Genomic DNA, 20,917 nt, shown 5'->3' with positions numbered 1-20,917 from the left:
GTTCTCGAAAATTGAAAGTCAGATACAAAACCGGCCCCTCAGGGCCGGTGATAACTCAGTTGTTGTACAGATCGATGATCGCACTGACCGCCTGGGTCTTGACCTTCGAGGCATCGTTGCGTGCCTGCTCGATCTTATCCAGGTAAGCCTCGTCGACGTCACCGGTAACATACTTGCCGTCGAACACCGCGCAATCGAAATTCTCGATCTTGATCTTGCCGCCGCCAACCGCTTCGATCAAGTCAGGCAGGTCCTGATAGATCAGCCAGTCAGCGCCGATCAAATCCGCCACGTCCTGAGTCGAACGGTTGTGTGCGATCAGTTCGTGCGCGCTTGGCATGTCGATACCATAAACGTTCGGGAAGCGTACCGCTGGCGCTGCCGAGCAGAAGTAGACGTTTTTCGCGCCGGCTTCGCGGGCCATCTGGATGATCTGCTTGCAAGTGGTGCCGCGCACGATCGAGTCGTCGACCAGCATCACGTTCTTGCCGCGGAATTCCAGCTCGATGGCGTTAAGCTTCTGGCGAACCGACTTCTTGCGCGCCGCCTGGCCCGGCATGATGAAGGTACGACCGATGTAACGGTTCTTGACGAAACCTTCGCGGAATTTCACGCCCAAGTGGTTGGCCAGTTCCAGTGCCGCGGTACGGCTGGTGTCCGGAATTGGGATAACCACGTCGATGTCGTGCTCTGGACGCTCGCGCAGGATCTTCTCGGCGAGTTTCTCACCCATGCGCAGGCGAGCCTTGTAGACCGACACGCCGTCGATGATCGAGTCCGGACGCGCCAGGTAGACGTGTTCGAAAATGCACGGGGTCAGGGACGGATTGGTCGCGCACTGACGGGTGTGCAGCTTGCCGTCCTCAGTGATGTAGACCGCTTCGCCCGGCGCCAGGTCGCGAATCAGGGTGAAACCGAGCACGTCCAGCGAAACGCTTTCGGAGGCGATCATGTATTCAACGCCTTCGTCAGTGTGACGCTGACCGAACACGATCGGGCGAATGCCGTGCGGGTCACGGAAACCGACGATGCCGTAACCGGTCACCATGGCGACTACCGCGTAACCGCCGACGCAACGGTTGTGCACGTCGGTCACGGCGGCAAACACGTCTTCTTCGGTCGGTTGCAGCTTGCCGCGCTGGGCCAGCTCATGGGCGAACACGTTGAGCAGCACTTCCGAGTCGGAACTGGTGTTGACGTGACGCAGATCGGATTCGTAAATCTCTTTGGCCAACTGCTCAACGTTGGTCAGGTTACCGTTGTGCGCCAAAGTGATGCCGTAAGGCGAGTTGACGTAAAACGGTTGGGCTTCGGCCGAAGTCGAGCTACCCGCAGTCGGGTAACGGACGTGGCCGATCCCCATGTGACCGACCAGACGCTGCATGTGACGCTGTTGAAACACGTCACGCACCAGGCCATTGTCCTTGCGCAGGAACAACCGGCCATCATGGCTGGTCACGATACCGGCAGCGTCCTGGCCGCGGTGCTGGAGCACGGTTAGCGCGTCATACAGCGCCTGATTGACGTTCGACTTACCGACGATACCGACGATGCCACACATGCGACGCAACCCCTACTTAATGGATCTGAACTGAACAACACTCACTGAGGCGTTTTCGCCGACGGCAAGAGTTGCTCCTTGAACGGAATATCAGCGGGTACGCTGATTCCGCTGGCAAGCCACTGACTGCTCCACCCGAGAATCAGGTTTTTGGACCAATCAGCGACCAATAGAAATTTTGGTACGAGCTGTGATTCTTTCCACCACCCGTCCTGCTGTACCGGCCCCAGGCTCAACAGCCCGACCGCCACGACCACCAGCAACACGCCACGCGCAGCGCCGAAGGCCATGCCGAGGAATCGATCGGTCCCGGACAACCCGGTGACGCGAACCAACTCGCCGATAAGATAATTGATCATTGCGCCCACGATCAGTGTGGCGACAAACATGATGGCACAGCCCGCGATCACGCGAGCCGATGGGGTTTCGATGTATCCGGCGAGGTACTCGGACAATGAGCCACCGAACATCCAGGCGACGACTCCTGCGATGATCCAGGTCACCAGCGATAATGCTTCCTTGACGAAGCCGCGGCTCAAACTGATCAAAGCGGAGATGGCGATGATTGCAACGATCGCCCAGTCAACCCAGGTAAATGGCACAGTGCAGCCTACAGACGGATAAGGCGGCGCATTTTAGCAGAGCGCATGCCTCTCGGTAAGCTGCGATTGTCAGTGCATTTCAATCGAGGCGATAGTTTTTAGCCGCGCTCAGGCTGGAAGCGCACGACAAAACCCTTGAGGTTCTGCTGACGCCCCAATAGATCACGCAGACGATCAGCCTCGGCACGCTCGATCAGCGGGCCGACAAACACCCGATTCTTGCCATCGGCCGAACGAATATAGGCGTTGTAGCCTTGGCTGCGCAGGGTTTTCTGCAAGCTCTCGGCGCTGGCGCGGCTCGACAGACTGGCCAACTGCACCGACCAGCTCACCGACAGGCCATTGGCATCGACGCGGCTTTGCGTGGTGTCCGGCTTGGTCGAGGCCGCAGTGATCGGCTGAGCAGGAGCCGGAATCGGCTTGGCCACCGCCGGCGGCGCAACAGGCTTGGTGATCATGATGGGAGCCGTCGGCGTCGCTGCGACGGGCGCAGCAGACGCCGTGTCTTCGGCGACCTCTTCATCCGTTGGCACTGGCTCCTGCGGCAAGGCTTGCGGCTCGGGAACAGCCACCGTTTCCATCTGCACTTGCGGCACGACAGGCGCTTGCGGCGCGGCGGGTGCTTCGACGGTCACCTGACGTTGCTCGTCCTGACGGGAAAACAGCATCGGCAGGAAAATCACTGCCAGCGCGACCAGCACCAAAGCGCCAACCATGCGCTGCTTGTACGCTTTATCCAGCAAAGCCATTTGCCGCTTCCTCCGTGGAGCGCCGGGCCAGCCATTCAAGGGCCTCGGCGACACAATAAAATGATCCGAACAACAGAATCTCGTCGTCACTGGTGGCTACTGCGCACTGCCCTTCCAGCGCAGCGGCGACACTGTCGTAAGACGTGACCGACGCACCAAGGTTCTGCAATGCAGCGTTTAATTCAGCCACCGGACGGGCACGCGGAGAATCCAGCGGCGCCACCGCCCAATGCTCGACACTAGCATTCAATTCGCTGACAACACCATCCAGATCCTTGTCGGCCAACAGACCAAACACCGCCAGGCGCTTGCCGACCGGTAGTCGCGAGGCCAGACGACGGGCCAGATACTCGGCGGCATGCGGGTTATGCCCCACATCCAGCAACAGATTCAGGCGTTTGCCGTTCCACTCGAATGAGCGGCGATCCAGTCGCCCGACCACGCGAGTGTCCTGCAAGGCCGCGACAATCTGCGACGCATCCCACGGCAAACCGAGCAGCAGATACGCCTGCAACGCCAGTGCGGCGTTTTCCATCGGCAGATCGAGCAGCGGCAAGTCACGCAGCTCAACAGCCTGACCGCGCGCATCGGTGCCGCGCCATTGCCAGTGCTGATCAGTGATGCCGAGATCGAAGTCGCGCCCGCGCAGGAAGAACGGACAAGCCAGTTCACGCGCCTTGTCGAGCAACGGTTGCGGAGGATTCAGATCGCCGCACAAGGCAGGTTTGCCCTGACGGAAAATTCCGGCTTTCTCGAAAGCCACGGATTCGCGGGTGTCGCCCAGATAATCGGCGTGATCGACGCCAATGCTGGTGACCAGTGCGATATCGGCATCGACCACGTTGACCGTGTCCAGACGCCCGCCCAGCCCGACTTCCAGCACCACCGCATCAAGCCCGGCTTGCTGAAACAGCCAGAACGCCGCGAGGGTGCCCATTTCGAAGTAAGTCAGGGACGTGTCGCCGCGGCCGGCCTCGACTGCTGCAAAGGCTTCGCACAGCTGCGCGTCAGTGGCCTCGACGCCATTGAGCTGCACCCGCTCGTTGTAACGCAGCAGGTGCGGAGAATTGTAGACACCAACGCTCAGGCCCTGCGCCCGCAGCAATGAAGCCACGAAAGCGCAGGTCGAACCCTTGCCGTTGGTGCCGGTGACCGTGATCACCCGAGGCGCCGGCTGGCCCAGCCCCATGCGGGACGCTACCTGTTGCGAACGCTCCAGGCCCATGTCGATGGCCGACGGATGCAACTGCTCAAGGTAGGCGAGCCATTCGCCAAGGGTGCGCTCGGTCATAGGCCAGCAGGTACCGGTGGAACCACAATCGGCTCGATTGGCGCGGCGACGAATTTCGGCGTCGGCTTGCCAGTCATTTGTGCCAGCAGGTTACCCAGACGTGGGCGCAGTTCCTGACGGTGGATGATCATGTCGATCGCGCCGTGTTCCAGCAGGAACTCGCTGCGCTGGAAGCCTTCCGGCAGCTTCTCACGCACGGTTTGTTCGATAACGCGCGGACCAGCGAAGCCGATCAGAGCTTTCGGCTCACCAACGATCACGTCGCCAAGCATCGCCAGACTCGCGGAAACACCGCCGTAGACCGGGTCGGTCAGTACGGAGATGAACGGAATGCCTTCTTCACGCAGACGCGCCAGCACAGCCGAAGTCTTGGCCATCTGCATCAGCGAGATCAGCGCTTCCTGCATGCGCGCACCACCGGAGGCAGCGAAGCAGATCATCGGGCAGCGGTTTTCCAGCGCGTAGTTGGCGGCGCGAACGAAGCGCTCACCGACGATGGCGCCCATGGAACCGCCCATGAAGGCGAATTCAAAGGCCGAAACCACCACCGGCATGCCCAGCAAAGTACCGCTGACCGAGATCAGCGCATCTTTTTCGCCGGTCTGCTTCTGTGCAGCGGTCAGGCGATCCTTGTACTTCTTGCCGTCGCGGAATTTCAGACGGTCAACCGGCTCCAGATCGGCGCCCAGTTCGTTGCGACCTTCGGCATCGAGGAAAATGTCGATGCGCGCACGTGCGCCGATGCGCATGTGATGGTTGCATTTAGGGCAAACGTCCAGGGTCTTTTCCAGCTCTGGACGATACAACACCGCCTCGCAAGACGGGCATTTGTGCCACAGACCTTCAGGGACCGAGCTCTTCTTGACCTCGGAACGCATGATCGAAGGGATCAGTTTGTCTACTAACCAGTTGCTCATGCTTTCTTTCTCCAGTACCGGCGGCCCGAACGCTCTGGTTCGCAGCCCCGCGTATGCCCTTCAGCTAAATTCATGTGTGTGGCGATGGTTGCCGGACTGCCACGATCAGCGCGAAACATGACCTGCGTGCCATCCAGAAACCCTCAGCCGCGCCTGCTTTGTGCAAGTGCATTGATGGACGGCGGCAGACTGCCAGCCGTCACATCAATATGGCGCTTTGCGTACCGCGTTGATGAACGCGTGAATCTTTGCGTGATCCTTGATGCCCTTGCTCGCCTCTACCCCACCGCTGACGTCTACCGCGTACGGTTTCACCCGAGCCACGGCGTCTGCAACGTTCTCCGGGGTCAAACCACCCGCGAGAATCAACGGCTTGCTCAAACCTTGCGGAATCAATGACCAGTCAAAGGCCTCACCGGTTCCGCCGGGCACGCCCTCGACGTAGGTGTCGAGCAGCACGCCACTGGCACTTGGATAGGCATCAACCGCTGCCGCAATATCGTCGCCGGCCTTGACCCGCAACGCCTTGATGTACGGACGATGCCAGCCTTCGCAGTCTTCAGCGACCTCGTCACCATGGAACTGCAACAGATCCAGCGGTACGGCATCGAGGATTTCCCCCAACTCGCAGCGGCTGGCGTTGACGAACAGGCCCACGGTGGTCACGAACGGCGGCAATGCCTGAATAATCGCCCGCGCCTGCTGCACGGTTACCGCACGTGGACTCTTGGCGTAGAACACGAACCCGATCGCATCCGCCCCGGCCTCAACGGCGGCCAGCGCATCTTCTATGCGGGTAATCCCGCAGATCTTGCTGCGAACGGCTGGCATAACGAGAAAAACTCCGAGGTAAAATCCGGGAAAGTCCCGGATGGTAACAAAAGCGTTCGAGGCCGTCAGCCGTCAAGTTCGGAGAAACCCGTAAGGAAATGTGGCCCGATAAAACGCTCGGGCAACGGGAATTCGTCGTGGTACTCGACCTGCACCAGATACAGACCGTACGGATGCGCCGTAACGCCACCGGAACGGCGCTCGCGGCTTTCCAGCACTTCCTTCATCCACTCCACCGGCCGCTCTCCGGCTCCAATGGTCATCAGCACACCGGCGATGTTGCGCACCATGTGATGCAGGAACGCGTTGGCGCGAATATCGAGCACGATCATCTTGCCGTGACGGGTCACGCGCAGGTGATGCATTTTTTTGATCGGCGACTTGGCCTGGCACTGGCCGGCACGGAAAGCACTGAAATCGTGGGTGCCAATCAGGTACTGCGCGGCTTCGGCCATGCGCTCGACGTCGAGCGGGCGATGGTTCCAGGTGATTTCTTCGTTGAGATGCGCCGGGCGGATCTGGTCGTTATAGATCACATAGCGATAGCGCCGGGCGATGGCCTTGAACCGCGCGTGAAAATGCGCCGGCATCACCCGCGCCCAACTGACGCTGATGTCATGAGGCAGATTGATATTGGCGCCCATGACCCAGGCTTTCAGCGAACGATCGACGGTCGTATCAAAGTGCACCACTTGCCCGCAGGCATGCACGCCGGCATCGGTGCGCCCGGCACACTGTAGCGAAACCGGTGAATTGGCGACTTTCGACAGCGCTTTTTCGAGTTCTTCCTGCACCGTCGCCACACCCGTCAACTGACGCTGCCAGCCGCTGTAGCGCGAGCCTTTGTACTCAACGCCCAGTGCGACGCGGTAAAAGCCGTCGGGGGCCATTTCGGCGACCGGGTTATCTATGTTTGCCAAGGTGGGACAGCCTGCTGTTTGTGCAAAGGCGGGCATTATAAGGCTGTGGTTCAGGGATGCCAGAGTTCTCTATCAGCAGTGCCGGCCTCTTCGCGAGCAGGCTCGCTCCCACAGGGGAATGCATTTCAAAGGTGGGAGCGAGCCTGCTCGCGAAGACGGCAAATCAGACAACCCATAATCCAACCGAAACAAAAACGGCAGCCTCACCGGGCTGCCGTTTTTGATTTACCGCTGTGAACTTAAGCCAGGTTCGAGAGCATTTCCTTGGCCTCGCCACGTTGCTTCTCGTCACCCTCGGTCAACACTTCGTTGAGGATGTCGCGCGCACCATCGCTGTCGCCCATGTCGATGTAGGCCTGAGCCAGATCGAGCTTGGTCGCCGCTTCGTCGGTGCCGGCGAGGAAGTCGAAATCATCTTCACCCAGATCATCACCCTTCATTGCATCGGCTTCGGTGAAGGTCGGTTCAGCGATGCTTTGCGACAGGCGATCCAGTTCAGCGTTGACGTCATCCAGCTCAGCAGCGAACGCATCCGGTTCGGCCGCTGGATTGCTGTCCATTTCGTCGGCCAGCGACAGATCGAAATCGGCCGGCAGCTCCAGATCATCTTGTGGCACGTCAGCCACCACTGGCGCCTCGACCGGCGGCAGATCCTTCACGCCTTCGTCCAGGTCCAGCAGGAAGTCATCGTCCGCCAGATCAACCGCTGGAGCTGCCGGCTCGGCACCGAGGTCCAGATCGAGGTCGAAGTCCGACAGATCATCCAGATTCTCTTTGATGTCGGTCTGCTGTTGCAGCACCGATTCGAAGCTCAGGTCGTCGTCCGCCGGGAATTCGTCCAGCTCGACCGGCGCTTCAGGCTCAACCACCGGCGCAGGCTCTACCGGCGTGATGTTGTCGAGATCGTCCAGGCTCAGATCAAACGCGCTGTCGAGGTCGTCTTCCACTGGCGCTGGCGCCGGTGCTTCAGGCTCATCGAGCAGCAGATCCTTGACGTATTGCGCGTCCAACTCGGCAGCCACGGCGGCAGCGGCCAGACCACTGGCAGCGACGACGGCCATGGCCGGGAAGCGGCTTTTCAGTTCTTCGACCTTGGCGAAGTTGTCGCCGTTGGCCACCAGCTGACGCTCCTGACCGACGAACGCGTCGCGGTCGCCCTGCTGACCGTAGACTTCCATCAGCTTCAGACGCAGATCACTGCGCTGCGGCTCCAGACTGACGCCCTCTTCGAGCAGCGCGGCAGCCTGATTCAGGCGACCGGCGTTGATATGCGACTGCGCCTTGTCGAGCACGTCATCGGATCGCTCGGCGGCGGGAGCTACCAGCGGCGCGGCAATCGGCTCAGCCATCACGATCGGGGCAACTACCGGAGCCACGACTGGAGCAGGAGCAGGCGCCGGGGTGTTGAGCTTGACGCTCGCCGCAGGAGTTTCCAGACCTTCGAAGCTGCTTTCCGGCAGATCCTGCTCGGCGGAGAAATCTTGCTCTTCCGACAGCGCGCGGGCCATGCGCATGTGTTTCTCGGCCTCTTGCTGTGCTTTGCGGCGACGCGCCAGCAGCAACAACAGGAGCAGCAGAACCACAGCACCGCCACCCACCAGACCCAGCAGGATCGGATTGGTCAGCAGTTCGTTGAAGGTTTTCTCGTCTTCGGCAACCGGTTTCGGCGCGACCACTGGCTCGACGACTGGCGTTTCAGCCGGTGGTGCAATGGCGGACTCTGGCGTCGGCGCTGCGTCTGCCGGAGTAGCTGGCGGGGTGGCGGCCAGCTCAGCCGTGATTGCAGGCACCGCCGGTGTGGCAGGATTGGTGGCCGGCGCAGCGCCCGCGCCTTCAGCTTGCAGTTTTGCCAACTGATTGTTCTTCAGCTCGATCAGCTTTTGCAGCTTGTCCAGCTGACTCTGCAGATCAGACATGCGGCTTTTCAGTTCCTCGTTGTCACGACGGGTCGTGTCGAGGCTTTCCTGAGTCACCGCGAGCTTGTTGCTCAGTGCCTTGGCATCACCTGCCGGGCCTTTGCCGCGCGCCTTGGCGCTCTCAGCGGAGACCAGGCTCAGATTGTCCTGGGCGTTCTGTGCTGCACCGGTGTTACCGCGACCACGGTTGGTCGCATCGAGCTGCTGCTGACCAGTGCCCGGTTTGGCCACATAACGACGGCCCTGACGCCAGGCTTCGTTCTGCGCAGCGACTTCGGCAATCGCTTTCGACTGCGGCAATGCCGTGCTTTGCACCGCATCCGGCAGACGCAACACCTGGCCGGTTTTCAGGCGGTTGATGTTGCCACCGATGAATGCATCCGGGTTCAGCGCTTGAATGGCCAGCATGGTCTGCTGCACCGAGCCGCCGGTACGCGCCTTCGCGGCGATTTCCCACAGGGTATCGCGCGGCGTGGTGGTGTATTGCGTCGGGTGCGTGGCGCCAGTGGTCGGCGCGGCGATGGTCTGCGACGGCGCTGGCTGTGCGGCGGCGTCAGCGGTCTGTGGCGAGAACTTCGACGGATCCAGCAGCACGCTGTAGTCGCGCAGCAGACGGCCGTTCGGCCACATCACCTGCACGAGGAATTTGACCATCGGCTCGGACAACGGCTTGCTCGACGTTACGCGCAGCACGCTTTTGCCGCTGGCGTTGAGCACCGGGGTAAAGGTCAGATCGTTGAGGAAGGCCTGGCGGTCGACGCCGGCCTTGGCAAAATCTTCGGGTGACGCCAGGCTCGGCACCACTTCGGCAGCAGTGAGATCCTTGACGTCGAGCAGCTCGATTTCAGCCACCAGCGGCTGGTTCAGGGTCGACTTCAGGGTCAGCTCCCCGAGCCCGAGGGCATGCGCCATACCGGAGGACAGCGCCGAGGCGGCCGCTATTGCTAACACCAGTTTGCGAACTTGAACCATAGCCTCATCCTTTGTTTGAACGTTCCTCGGCCAGCGAGAAGATGTTGAATACCGCTGCCGTAAGGCATTGCGCGCGACGACGACAGATGTCGCGCGCGATCATTTCTTTGATGCCCCGGAATGTCCCGGAGGGTGACACGTTATCAAGCGATCTGGGCAAGCATAGCGCTCACCTAGAATCAGTCGACAAATTGTTGCCAAGTATCTTTTACAGCAGGTCTTTTATCAACAATTCAGCCACCTGCACAGCGTTAAGGGCCGCGCCTTTGCGTACGTTATCTGACGTCAGCCACAGATTTAGTTCCGCCGGATCGTCGACACCGCTGCGCACGCGACCGACATAGACAACATCCTGCCCTACCGCGTCACCGACCGCAGTCGGGTAATCACCGGCCTCGACCAGCTCGATACCCGGCGCATCTTCGAGTGCAGCGTTGACTTTTGCCAGGTCGACAGCCGACGTTGACTGCAAGGTCACGCTAAGGCTATCGCCAAAAAACACCGGGGCTTGAACGCAAGTTGCGGAAATCTTTAATAAAGGCTTGGCCAGCACCTGACGCAACTCGCGCACCAGACGTTTTTCCAGCAGCGTATGGCCCTGCGCGTCGGGCGTGCCGACCTGAGCCAGCAAGTTGAACGCCATCTGCCGATCAAAGAACGTCGGCTCCAATGGACGCATGTTCAGCAGCTCGGCGGTCTGCCGCGCCAGCTCGGTCACGGCTTCGCGTCCCTGGGCGGAAACGGCCAGATTGGCGGTGACGTTGACATATTGCAGGTCAAGCAGATCAAGCAGTGGCGCCAATACCACGGCGAGCGAAGTGGCCGACGGGCTTGGGCTGCTGATCTGAAACGGCGCTTTCAAACCAGCGAGCACTTCGGCGTTGGCTTCGGGTACTACTTGCGGCGCCTGATCGGCCGGCAGCGCGCCGGACAAGTCGATCAGCGAGCAACCGGCGGCGTGGGCACGGGCGGCGTAGCTCAGGGTAATCGCCGGGCCTGCGGCGAAAAACACCAGTTTGACCTTGCTGAAATCGAATTCGTCGACTTCGCGAACGCGCACGTTCTTGTTGCGGTACAGCACCGAGCTGCCGGCGGATTCGCTGCTCGCCAGCAGGTGCAGGGTGCCGACCGGGAAGTCGCGTTCTTCGAGAATCTGCACGAGGGTTTCGCCGACAGTACCGGTGGCGCCGATCACGGCAATATCTAGGGTCTGGGTCATGGTGCGAGCCTCTGGCGAAACGGGGGGAGCGGCACTTTACCGGGTGACTGGCGCACAGGCAATTTCTGCCCACCCAGATCGTTCCCACGCTCTGCGTGGGAATGCCACATCGGACGCTCTGTGTTCGGCTTGTAAAGGGACGCGGAGCGTCCCGGGATGCATTCCCACGCAGAGCGTGGGAACGATCGGTATAAAAAAACCCGCACCTCTTTCAAGGCACGGGTTCTTTCATTACTTCAAGCAATCAACGCTCAAGCAAAATCCGCAGCATGCGACGCAGCGGTTCGGCCGCGCCCCACAGCAGTTGGTCGCCGACGGTGAAGGCACCGACGAACTGCGAACCCATGTTCAGCTTGCGCAGACGACCCACCGGCACATTCAGGGTGCCGGTAACCTTGGTCGGGCTCAGCTCCTGCATGCTGATCTCGCGCTGGTTTGGCACCAGTTTGACCCAAGGGTTGTGCTGGCTGATCAGCCCTTCGATATCGGCGATCGGCACGTCTTTGTTCAGCTTGATGGTCAGCGCCTGGCTGTGGCAACGCATGGCACCGATGCGCACACAGATGCCGTCAACCGGGATCGGGCTCTTGAAGCGACCAAGAATTTTGTTGGTCTCGGCCTGAGCTTTCCACTCTTCGCGGCTCTGGCCGTTCGGCAGTTCCTTGTCGATCCACGGGATCAGGCTGCCGGCCAGCGGTACGCCGAAGTTTTCGGTCGGGTACGCTTCGCTGCGCATGGCATCTGCAACGCGACGATCGATGTCGAGGATCGCACTGGCCGGATCGGCCAGTTGATCGGCGACAGCGGCGTGGGTGGCGCCCATTTGCTTGATCAGTTCACGCATGTTCTGCGCGCCGGCACCGGAGGCCGCCTGATAGGTCATGGCGCTCATCCACTCGACCAGACCGGCCTCGAACAGACCGCCCAGGCCCATCAGCATCAGGCTGACGGTGCAGTTGCCGCCGATGTAGTTCTTGGTGCCCGCGTCGAGCTGCTGGTCGATGACCTTGCGGTTGACCGGGTCGAGAATGATCACCGCGTCATCGTTCATGCGCAGGCTCGAGGCCGCGTCGATCCAGTAACCCTGCCAGCCGGCTTCGCGCAGCTTGGGGAACACTTCGCTGGTGTAGTCGCCGCCCTGGCAGGTCAGAATCACGTCGAGGGTCTTCAGCTCATCAATGCTGTAAGCATCCTTGAGCGGAGCAATGTCCTTGCCCACGGACGGGCCTTGGCCACCGACGTTGGACGTGGTGAAAAACACCGGCTCGATTAGATCGAAATCCTGCTCTTCCAGCATCCGCTGCATGAGCACGGAACCGACCATCCCGCGCCAACCGATCAGACCTACACGTTTCATCGCAACTACACCTTCTTGAAAAGTGGGCCGCTGCTTTGTATTGAATTTCGCAGCGGGCCCGAGAGATTACAGATTCCGCAGCGCGGCGACTACTGCGTCGCCCATTTCCTGCGTACCGACTTTGGTGCAACCGGCCGAATAGATGTCGCCAGTACGCAGCCCTTGATCAAGGACAACGCTGACAGCTTTTTCGATAGCATCGGCCGCGTCGTGCAGATTGAAGCTGTAACGCAGCATCATCGACACCGACAAAATAGTCGCCAACGGGTTGGCGATGCCTTTGCCAGCGATGTCCGGGGCTGAACCGTGGCAAGGCTCGTACATGCCCTTGTTGTTGGAATCCAGCGAGGCCGACGGCAGCATGCCGATGGAACCGGTGAGCATCGACGCTTCGTCGGAGAGGATGTCGCCGAACATGTTGTCGGTGACGATCACGTCGAACTGCTTCGGCGCGCGCACCAGTTGCATGGCGGCGTTGTCGACGTACATGTGGCTCAGTTCGACTTCCGGGTAATCCTTGGCCACTTGCTCGACCACTTCACGCCACAGTTGGCTGGACGCCAGCACGTTGGCCTTGTCCACCGAGCAGAGCTTCTTGCCACGGACCATGGCCATGTCGAAACCGACGCGGGCGATGCGGCGGATTTCGCTTTCGCTGTACGGCAGCGTGTCGTAGGACTGACGCTCGCCGTTTTCCAGGGTACGGGTGCCGCGTGGCGCACCGAAGTAGATGCCACCGGTCAGTTCTCGGACGATGAGGATGTCCAGGCCAGCAACGATTTCCGGCTTCAGGCTCGAAGCATCGGCCAGTTGCGGGTACAGAATCGCCGGACGCAGGTTGCCGAACAGGCCCAGTTGCGCACGGATTTTCAGCAGGCCACGCTCAGGGCGGATGTCACGCTCGATGGTGTCCCATTTCGGGCCACCGACGGCGCCCAGCAACACGGCGTCCGCAGCAAGGGCACGGTCGAGGGTTTCATCGGCCAGCGGCACGCCGTGCTTGTCGATGGCGGCGCCACCGATCACGTCATGGCTCAGCTCGAAGCCCAGGCTGTATTTGTCGCTGGCCAGCTCCAGCACCTTGACCGCTTCGGCCATGATTTCCGGACCAATACCGTCACCTGGGAGAATCAGAATCTGCTTGCTCATGCTTTCCTCGTGTCTTCAGTCGGTGCGCCATCTTAAACGCGCCCGGAAAAATTCTTATCGCTCAGCCATCAGCACGATTACATCTGTACTGAACGAGCCGTCGGCATCAATCTCAAAATATTCGCGCACTTCATTGCCCATCGACTGCTGCAACTGGCGGATCGCTGCGCGCATCACTTCAGGCGTGCGCATGCGTTCAACCCAACTGGTGTACTCCAGACGCAGGCGCTGACGGGTGGTACTGCGTACATGCAAACCGGCCTCGCTGACCTGACGCAGCCATTCGGCGGCGGAATAATCGCGCACATGGCTGGTGTCACGCAGCACCTCGACGCTTTGCAGGTAAGTGTCGAACAACGGACTGCCCGGTGACAACACATCAACGAACGCCGCCACACCGCCCGGCTTCAACACCCGACGCACCTCGCGCAGGGCCACGCCGAGATCGCTCCAGTGATGCGCCGAATAACGGCTGAACACGAAGTCGAACTCGCCATCGGCAAACGGCAGACGCTCGGCGGCGCCGTTGACCGTGGCGATGTTGCTCATGCCGCGTTCAACGGCAGCGGCGGCGACCACGTCGAGCATTTGCTGCGACAGGTCGTAGGCGACCACTTCCCTGACCAGCGGTGCGACGTGAAAACTAACGTGACCGGCACCGCAACCCAGATCCAGCACCCGGGCGCTGCCCTGCCCTATCAGCTCAGCCTGTAGCAGTGCGAACTCGGTGCCTTGAGCGTGAACGGCGCTGCTCAGGTAGGCGGCGGCCTGTTCACCGAATTGCTTTTGTACGACCTGAGTGTGCTGGGCGGTGCTGGTCGTGGTCATGGTCACATCCTGATATTTTTGTTGTTTGGGCTGCCGCCTTCGCGAGCAGGTCGAATCGTCGCACCGTCGCTCCCACATTTGAAATGCATTCCAAGGTGGGAGCGAGCCTGCTCGCGAAGGGGCCGGCCCTGACTAATCACGCGTCGCGAAACAACCACGGCTGGCTAACCCGATGCTTGGCCTCAAACGTCGCAATCGCATCACCGTCCTGCAAGGTCAAACCGATATCGTCCAGACCATTCAACAGGCAGTGCTTGCGGAACGCATCAATCTCAAAGCTGTACACCTTGCCATCCGGGCGAGTCACAGTCTGCGCCTGCAGATCGACCTGCAATTGATAGCCCGGCTCAGCCTCGACCTGCTTGAACAACTCGTCGACTTCCGCATCGCTCAAGATGATCGGCAACAAACCGTTCTTGAAGCTGTTGTTGAAGAAGATGTCGGCGTAGCTCGGCGCGATGATGCTGCGGAAACCGTATTCTTCCAGCGCCCACGGCGCGTGCTCACGACTGGAACCGCAACCGAAATTCTCACGGGCCAGCAACACGCTGGCGCCTTGATAACGCTCGGCGTTGAGGACGAAGTCCTTGTTCAGCGGGCGCTTGGAGTTGTCCTGATACGGCTGGCCAACGTCGAGGTAACGCCACTCATCGAACAGGTTCGGACCAAAACCAGTGCGCTTGATCGACTTCAAAAACTGTTTCGGAATGATCTGATCGGTGTCGACGTTGGCACGATCCAGAGGCGCGACAAGACCAGTGTGCTGGGTAAAAGCTTTCATGCTGCGCTCCTTTAGATCAATTCACGGACGTCGATGAAACGACCGTTCACCGCTGCCGCAGCAGCCATGGCCGGGCTGACGAGGTGGGTGCGGCCACCGGCACCCTGACGGCCTTCGAAGTTACGGTTGGAGGTCGAGGCGCAATGCTCGCCGGACTCCAAACGATCCGGGTTCATCGCCAGGCACATCGAGCAGCCCGGCTCACGCCATTCGAAACCGGCTTCGAGGAAAATCTTGTCCAGACCTTCGGCCTCAGCCTGAGCCTTGACCAGACCCGAGCCCGGCACCACGATCGCTTGCTTGATGGTCGAAGCGACTTTGCGGCCCTTAGCGATGACGGCTGCAGCGCGCAAATCTTCGATCCGCGAGTTGGTGCAGGAACCGATAAACACGCGATCCAGTTGAATGTCGGTGATCGCCTGATTGGCGGTCAAACCCATGTATTTCAAGGCACGGACGATCGAGTCGCGCTTGACCAGATCCATCTCTTTGGCTGGATCCGGCACGTTCTGATCAACGGCCAAAACCATTTCCGGCGAAGTGCCCCAACTGACTTGCGGTTTGATCTGCGCGGCGTCGAGTTCAACCACGGTGTCAAACTTGGCGTCAGAGTCGGAGACCAAGTCTTTCCAGGCCTCGACGGCCATGTCCCATTCGGCGCCTTTCGGTGCAAAAGGACGGCCCTTCACGTAATCGACGGTCTTCTGATCCGCCGCCACCAGACCGACGCGGGCGCCGGCTTCGATGGACATGTTGCAGATGGTCATGCGGCCTTCAACGGACAAATCGCGGATCGCGCTGCCAGCGAATTCGATGGCGTGGCCGTTACCGCCGGCGGTGCCGATCTTGCCGATCACCGCGAGGACGATGTCCTTGGCGGTCACGCCGAACGGCAATTGCCCTTCAACGCGCACCAGCATGTTCTTCATTTTCTTGGCGACCAGGCACTGGGTGGCGAGCACGTGCTCGACCTCGGAAGTGCCGATACCGTGAGCCAGAGCGCCGAAGGCGCCGTGGGTCGAGGTGTGCGAGTCGCCGCAGACCACGGTCATGCCCGGCAAGGTCGCGCCCTGCTCCGGGCTGATGACGTGAACGATGCCTTGGCGCACGTCGTTCATCTTGAACTCGACGATGCCGTACTCATCACAGTTGTCATCGAGGGTCTGAACCTGCAAACGCGAGACCTGATCGGCAATGGCTTCGATGCCGCCCTTGCGCTCTGGAGTCGTCGGTACGTTGTGGTCCGGGGTCGCGATGTTGGCATCGATGCGCCAAGGCTTGCGCCCGGCCAGACGCAGGCCTTCAAAGGCTTGCGGCGAGGTCACTTCGTGAATGATGTGACGATCGATGTAGATCAGCGCCGAGCCATCGTCGCGCTGTTTGACCAAATGCGAATCCCAGAGCTTGTCGTAGAGCGTTTTGCCGGCCATCAGACGGTTCCTCATCAGCTTGTTTCTATGCCCTGGGCTTATCAATAACCCTTTGGCTTGTGAGGCCGATCCTATGGGGTTAGATTAAATAACTCAAATTCATATTTTTTATGCTTTGGATAACCAACTGGAATACGAACATGGATCTGGCCAACCTCAACGCTTTTATCGCGATTGCCGAGACCGGCAGCTTCTCCGGCGCCGGCGAACGGCTACACCTGACGCAGCCGGCGATCAGCAAACGCATCGCCGGGCTGGAGCAGCAATTGAAAGTACGCCTGTTCGATCGGCTGGGCCGCGAAGTCGGCCTGACCGAGGCCGGCCGCGCCCTGTTGCCGCGGGCTTATCAGATTCTCAATGTGCTGGACGACACCCGGCGCGCCCTGACCAACCTGACGGGTGAAGTCAGCGGGCGCCTGACCCTGGCCACCAGTCACCACATCGGCCTGCACCGCTTGCCGCCGCTGTTAAGGGAATTCACCCGCCGTTACCCACAAGTGGCGCTGGATATTCAGTTCCTCGATTCGGAAGTGGCCTACGAAGAAATTCTTCATGGCCGCGCAGAACTGGCGGTCATTACCCTGGCGCCGGAGCCTCACGCACTGGTCAAAGCCACGCCGGTGTGGGACGACCCGCTGGACTTTGTGGTCGCCCCGGAGCATTCGCTGATCAATAACGGAGCCGTCAGCCTGGCGGACATTGCCGGTCATCCGGCGGTTTTCCCCGGTGGCAACACCTTTACCCACCATATTGTCCAACGGTTATTCGAGGCTCAGGGCCTGACGCCGAACATCGCCATGAGCACCAACTACCTGGAAACCATCAAGATGATGGTCTCGATTGGCCTGGCCTGGAGCGTTTTGCCGCGCACCATGCTCGATGAGCAGGTGGCGAGCATCGCTTTACCGGGCATACAGCTCACTCGCCAGCTAGGCTATATCCTGCACACGGAACGGACGCTATCGAATGCGGCAAAAGCCTTTATGGCACTGCTGGACGCACAAATCGATCTGCCAGGGACTTGAGGCCAACTTGTGCTACTCCTATAGAGCCGCTGCCCCTGTGCCTAACGCCACCATCAGCTCAAGGCCTGTCCACAATGCCGAAATCTGTTGACCGAATTCCGCCGATGCCGCGTATTCAGGCGATTGACCCGCGACATTCCGAGCAGAGCTGGGAGAGCGCGCCGCAATTGCTGGCGGCGCTCAACGGCGCGCGGCTCGGCGCCTGGTATTGGGACATCGAGCGCGGGCAGATCAGTTGGTCGCGTGGCACCCAGGCCTTGTTCGGCTTCGACCCGCGCCAGCCGTTGCCCGCAGACCTTGAATACCTTGATCTGCTGCCCCCGGAAGACCGCGCGAAAACCGTTCGCGCCTTCCACGCGGTGATTGCCGGGGCGCCGCTGGAACAAGCGATGCACCACCGCATCCGCTGGCCTGACGGCAGCCTGCACTGGCTGGAGATCAGCGGCAGTCTGCTGCCGGATAAAAACGGCCGCCCCCGAATGATCGGGGTGATTCGTGAAATCACCCACCAGCGCCAGCGCGAACAGGCGCTGAGCAGTTCGGAGAAACGTTTCGCGACACTTTTTCACCTGTGCCCGAACATGGTCCTGCTGACCCGTCAGGAAGACGGCCTGATCAGCGAAGCCAATCAGTATTTCGAAAGCCTGTTCGGCTGGCCGGTGCAAAGCGCTATTGGCCGCACCACGCTGGAACTGGGCCTGTGGGTGCACCCCGAACAGCGCGGCGAACTGGTCAAGAAGACCAACACCAAGGGCGAATTGATCAGCATGGAAGTGCAGTTTCGCGCCAGCAACGGGCAGATTCACGATGGCATTCTCAGTGCGCAGAAAGTCGAGCTCGAAGGCCAGCCATATCTGCTCAGCACCTTCCTCGACACCACCGAACGAAAAGCCGCCGAACACGCCTTGAAGGACAGCCAGGAACGCCTCGATCTGGCGCTGGACTCGGCGCAGCTCGGCACCTGGGACTGGCACATTCCCAGCGGCATGCTTTACGGCTCGGCGCGGGCCGCGCAATTGCACGGTCTAGAGCCGAAACCGTTTCATGAGTCGTTCGAAGAGTTTTTCGAAGGCGTCCCCGGTGAGGAGCGCGACAGCATGCGCGACGCCTACCGCAGCCTGCGCGAAGGCCCGGCGGGCAATTATCAACTGACTTATCGCGTGCAATTGCCGGACGGCAGTTCGCGCTATCTGGAAAGCCGCGCCCGCCTCTACCGCGACGACAACGGCGCACCGCTGCGCATGGCCGGCACCCTGCTCGACATCACCGATCAGGTCGAGCGTGAACAGCGGCTGGTGGCCTCGGAAGAGAAATTTGCCACGCTGTTCCAGGTCAGCCCGGACCCGATCTGCGTCACCCGCCAAGACAGCGGCGAGTTCATCGAGATCAATAACAGTTTTACCCAGACTTTCGGCTGGAGCGCCGCCGACGTTATCGGCCACACCGCCGAAGAAATCGGCCTGTGGGACGCCTCGGCAAAAAGCCTGCAACGGATTGAACGGGTCATCCGCGAACAGGGCTTGAGCAATGTCGCGATCATCGTGCAACACAAGGACGGCCAGTCGCTGACCTGTGTGATTTCCAGCCGGCAGATCAGCGTCGGCGACCAGGCTTGTATCGTCACCACTCTGCGCGACATCACCCAGCAGCAGCGCTCGGAAGCAGCGCTGAAAGCCAGTGAGGAGAAATTCGCCAAGGCGTTCCACTCCAGCCCCGACGCAATCACCATCACCGAGCGCGACACCGGGCGTTATCTGGAGGTCAACGACGGCTTCTGCCGTCTCACTGGCTATCGCGCTGAAGAAGTCGTGGGCAAAACGGTTTATCAGGTGGGTATTTGGGCTGAAGAGAAACAGCGTTCAGCATTACTCGCCGAATTGCAGATCAAGGGCCGCGTGCACCATCAGGAAATGCTCGGGCGCAACAAGCGCGGGGAGATGCTGACGGTGGAAGTCTCGGTCGAGCCGATCACCCTCAATGAAACGGCGTGCCTGCTGCTGACCGCGCGGGACGTCAGCCTGCTGAAAAACGCCGAAGCGCAGATTCGCCATCTGGCCTACCACGACCCATTGACCAACCTGCCCAACCGCGCCTTGCTGATGGATCGTCTGAGCCAGCAGATCGCCCTGCTCAAACGCCACAACCTGCGCGGTGCCTTGCTGTTTCTCGATCTCGATCACTTCAAGCACATCAACGACTCCCTCGGCCATCCGGTCGGCGACACGGTGCTGAAGATCATCACCGCGCGGCTCGAAGCCAGTGTGCGCATGGAAGACACGGTCGCACGCCTCGGCGGCGACGAATTTGTCGTGCTGCTCAGCGGTCTCGAAGGCTCGCGCAATGAAGTCAGCGCACAAGTGCGCAGTCTGGCCGACACCCTGCGCGAATTGCTCTCGGAACCGATGTTCCTCGACGGCCAGCGCCTGCAAGTGACGCCGAGTATCGGCGTGGCGCTGATTCCCGATCATGGCTCGACGCCAACCGACCTGCTCAAACGCGCCGACATCGCGCTGTACCGGGCCAAGGATTCCGGGCGCAACACCACGCAGATGTATCACAACACCATGCAGAAGGCCGCCAGCGAACGGCTGCGCATGGAGACCGACTTGCGCCTGGCGCTGTCGCGCGGTGAATTCACCATGCACTTTCAGCCGCAGGTCGACGCCCGCGACAACCGCATCATCGGTGCCGAAGCCCTGGTGCGCTGGAATCACCCGGAACTGGGCGCGCAGTCACCCACCGAGTTCATCAAGGTACTGGAGGACAGCGGCCTGATTCTCGAAGTCGGTACCTGGATCCTCGACGAAGCCTGCAATGCCTTCAAACAACTGATTGCGCTGAAACTGGTCGACCCGCTGAATTTCAGCCTGTGCGTGAACATCAGTCCACGGCAGTTCCGCCAGAACGATTTTGTCGAACGCATCGAACACAGCATGAGCAGCCATGGCCTGCCCTGCTCACTGCTGAAACTGGAGATCACCGAAGGCATCGTCATCCAGAATCTGGAAGACACCATCAGCAAAATGCGCCGGCTGAAAAAGCTCGGCGTCAGTTTCGCAATGGACGACTTCGGCACCGGCTATTCGTCGCTGACCTACCTCAAGCGCCTGCCGGTGGACACGCTGAAAATCGATCAGTCGTTTATCCGCGATGCCACGACCGACCCGAACGATGCCGAGATCATCCGCGCGATTGTCGCCATGGCGCGCAGCCTGGAGCTGGAGGTGATTGCCGAGGGCGTGGAAACTCCCGAACAACTGGCGTTCCTGCAGGGTTTGGGCTGCCATTTGTATCAAGGCTATCTGCATAGCCGACCGGTTGCGCTCGAGGATCTGAAAAAGCTCCTGCCGTAACCGGTGCACGTTGCAA

16 protein-coding genes are annotated in these 20,917 nt (G+C 60.5%); 2 read left to right on the top strand and 14 right to left on the bottom strand.

Annotated features, from left to right (window positions below; all coding sequences use genetic code 11):
- Nucleotides 1-55: 55 nt before the first annotated feature.
- The 14 genes from purF to leuC form a co-directional block, all read right to left on the bottom strand.
- Complete coding sequence (purF, locus tag LOY43_RS09910; RefSeq protein WP_016984539.1) at nt 56-1,561, bottom strand: amidophosphoribosyltransferase; 1,506 nt, start codon at nt 1,559-1,561, stop codon at nt 56-58.
- A gap of 41 nt (nt 1,562-1,602) precedes the next feature.
- Nucleotides 1,603-2,163 carry a CvpA family protein gene (locus LOY43_RS09905; RefSeq protein ID WP_007913461.1) on the bottom strand — a complete coding sequence of 187 codons (561 nt, stop codon included), beginning with the start codon at nt 2,161-2,163 and terminating at the stop codon, nt 1,603-1,605.
- A gap of 98 nt (nt 2,164-2,261) precedes the next feature.
- Nucleotides 2,262-2,912 (bottom strand): SPOR domain-containing protein, encoded by a 651-nt coding sequence (locus LOY43_RS09900; protein ID WP_095124815.1) that lies wholly within the window; start codon nt 2,910-2,912, stop codon nt 2,262-2,264.
- Entirely contained in the window at nt 2,896-4,203 is a 1,308-nt protein-coding gene (gene folC / locus LOY43_RS09895; RefSeq protein WP_258709530.1) for a bifunctional tetrahydrofolate synthase/dihydrofolate synthase, read from the bottom strand. Before folC ends, LOY43_RS09900 begins: the two co-directional genes overlap by 17 nt.
- Nucleotides 4,200-5,120 carry an acetyl-CoA carboxylase, carboxyltransferase subunit beta gene (accD, locus tag LOY43_RS09890; protein ID WP_007913458.1) on the bottom strand — a complete coding sequence of 307 codons (921 nt, stop codon included), beginning with the start codon at nt 5,118-5,120 and terminating at the stop codon, nt 4,200-4,202. Before accD ends, folC begins: the two co-directional genes overlap by 4 nt.
- Nucleotides 5,121-5,324: 204 nt before the next feature.
- Complete coding sequence (locus LOY43_RS09885; RefSeq protein ID WP_095047650.1) at nt 5,325-5,951, bottom strand: phosphoribosylanthranilate isomerase; 627 nt, start codon at nt 5,949-5,951, stop codon at nt 5,325-5,327.
- A 65-nt stretch (nt 5,952-6,016) separates the two neighbouring features.
- A complete protein-coding gene (gene truA, locus LOY43_RS09880; protein ID WP_034152768.1) occupies nt 6,017-6,841 on the bottom strand; it encodes a tRNA pseudouridine(38-40) synthase TruA in 825 nt (274 codons plus the stop codon).
- A gap of 269 nt (nt 6,842-7,110) precedes the next feature.
- Nucleotides 7,111-9,759 (bottom strand): FimV/HubP family polar landmark protein, encoded by a 2,649-nt coding sequence (locus tag LOY43_RS09875; protein WP_258709529.1) that lies wholly within the window; start codon nt 9,757-9,759, stop codon nt 7,111-7,113.
- A gap of 208 nt (nt 9,760-9,967) precedes the next feature.
- A complete protein-coding gene (locus LOY43_RS09870) occupies nt 9,968-10,978 on the bottom strand; it encodes an aspartate-semialdehyde dehydrogenase (RefSeq protein WP_093432083.1) in 1,011 nt (336 codons plus the stop codon).
- A gap of 244 nt (nt 10,979-11,222) precedes the next feature.
- Complete coding sequence (gene asd / locus LOY43_RS09865) at nt 11,223-12,335, bottom strand: aspartate-semialdehyde dehydrogenase (RefSeq protein ID WP_007913448.1); 1,113 nt, start codon at nt 12,333-12,335, stop codon at nt 11,223-11,225.
- Between the two features lie 66 nt (nt 12,336-12,401).
- Nucleotides 12,402-13,484: a 3-isopropylmalate dehydrogenase gene (leuB, locus tag LOY43_RS09860; protein ID WP_258709528.1), complete on the bottom strand. Its 1,083-nt coding sequence runs from the start codon at nt 13,482-13,484 to the stop codon at nt 12,402-12,404.
- A gap of 54 nt (nt 13,485-13,538) precedes the next feature.
- Nucleotides 13,539-14,312, bottom strand: a complete 774-nt coding sequence (locus LOY43_RS09855) for a class I SAM-dependent methyltransferase (RefSeq protein WP_258709527.1) — start codon at nt 14,310-14,312, stop codon at nt 13,539-13,541.
- Between the two features lie 136 nt (nt 14,313-14,448).
- A complete protein-coding gene (gene leuD, locus LOY43_RS09850) occupies nt 14,449-15,093 on the bottom strand; it encodes a 3-isopropylmalate dehydratase small subunit (protein ID WP_007913445.1) in 645 nt (214 codons plus the stop codon).
- 11 nt (nt 15,094-15,104) lie between these two features.
- Nucleotides 15,105-16,523 (bottom strand): 3-isopropylmalate dehydratase large subunit, encoded by a 1,419-nt coding sequence (gene leuC, locus LOY43_RS09845; RefSeq protein ID WP_095047654.1) that lies wholly within the window; start codon nt 16,521-16,523, stop codon nt 15,105-15,107.
- Between the two features lie 140 nt (nt 16,524-16,663).
- Between leuC and LOY43_RS09840 the strand changes: the two genes are divergently transcribed.
- Together LOY43_RS09840 and LOY43_RS09835 are read left to right on the top strand one after the other, a co-directional pair.
- Nucleotides 16,664-17,548 (top strand): LysR family transcriptional regulator, encoded by an 885-nt coding sequence (locus LOY43_RS09840; RefSeq protein ID WP_095124821.1) that lies wholly within the window; start codon nt 16,664-16,666, stop codon nt 17,546-17,548.
- A 74-nt stretch (nt 17,549-17,622) separates the two neighbouring features.
- Complete coding sequence (locus LOY43_RS09835; RefSeq protein WP_258709526.1) at nt 17,623-20,901, top strand: PAS domain S-box protein; 3,279 nt, start codon at nt 17,623-17,625, stop codon at nt 20,899-20,901.
- The last annotated feature ends 16 nt before the right edge of the window (nt 20,902-20,917 follow it).

Source organism: Pseudomonas sp. B21-041, assembly GCF_024748675.1.
Classification (GTDB): Bacteria; Pseudomonadota; Gammaproteobacteria; order Pseudomonadales; family Pseudomonadaceae; genus Aquipseudomonas; species Aquipseudomonas neuropathica.
The sequence above is the reverse complement of the archived record's forward strand: the minus strand, read 5'-3'. Positions and strand labels throughout refer to the sequence as shown.